This is a genomic window from Nocardia suismassiliense, from assembly GCF_900269665.1.
Lineage (GTDB): Bacteria > Actinomycetota > Actinomycetes > Mycobacteriales > Mycobacteriaceae > Nocardia > Nocardia suismassiliense.
In genome coordinates this window covers 1-897 of the sequence record NZ_LT985383.1, presented here as the reverse complement: position 1 = coordinate 897, position 897 = coordinate 1, and the positions used below count along the sequence as shown (strand labels likewise).

Sequence of the window (897 nt, the reverse complement as noted above, 5' to 3'; positions counted from 1 at the left end):
GCACATGGCTGTGGCAAAGTGCGAGAGGACCTCTCCATGGTGTGCCACTCATCAGAAGTCGGCGTTGTGGGAACGGAGGGCGCGCTTGACGCGCTCCACGATGACATGGGGGCGACCGGTGAGCAGGACGGCGCTCACGCGGATGAGGGACCAGCCGAGGGCTTCGAGGGCGGCGGCGCGGTCGATGTCCCAGGCGCGCTGGTTGCGGTCGGTCCAATGGTGCGCTCCGTCGTATTCGACGGCTACTTGCCAACGGCGCCAGCCCATGTCGAGGCGTGCCGCGGTCATGCCGTCAGGGCCGAGTATTCGGATCTGGGTTTCGGGTGCGGGCAGGCCTGCCTGTAGGAGAAGCAGCCGGGTTCGGCTCTCGGGGATGGATTCGGCGCCCCCGTCGACGTAGGGAAGTACGTTGCGAAGGTTGCCGCGACCGCGGGCACGTGGCAACAGAGCGGCGAGGCGTTCGACTTCTGCCGGCTCGAGGCTTGTTGCGTTGCAGAGGGCGTCGAGCACCTCGATGGCTTCCGGCGGATCAAGGCGCCGCGCCAGGTCGAATGCGGTGCGCGCCGGGGTGGTGCACCGGAAACCGGCGACGCTGCATATCTGGTCGGCAAGGATCTCGTCGCGATACACCAGCACACCGCGTGGCGGCCGGGCTCTGTTCGTCAGCGCGATCTCGGCCGGCTTGTCATCGAGCCACCGGGTGCCGTGCATTGCCGCCGCTGAGAAGCCGACCAGAATACCCGCGCCTTTGGCCCAATGGCCTGCCGCTTGCGCGCGCCCGCGGGCATCCAGCTGTGTGCCTTTGCGCACGTACACATCCGGATGAACTCGGTCGAAGTCCTTGCGCAGTTCCCACGCGCTGACCTGACCGCCCGCTACAGCCCAACTACCTGGAAA

1 protein-coding gene is annotated in these 897 nt (G+C 67.1%); it reads right to left on the bottom strand.

Annotated elements, in window-relative coordinates:
* Positions 1–51: 51 nt before the first annotated feature.
* On the bottom strand, positions 52–897 hold an 846-nt coding region (locus tag DBO33_RS42500; RefSeq protein WP_199857086.1), incomplete at its 5' end, for a hypothetical protein.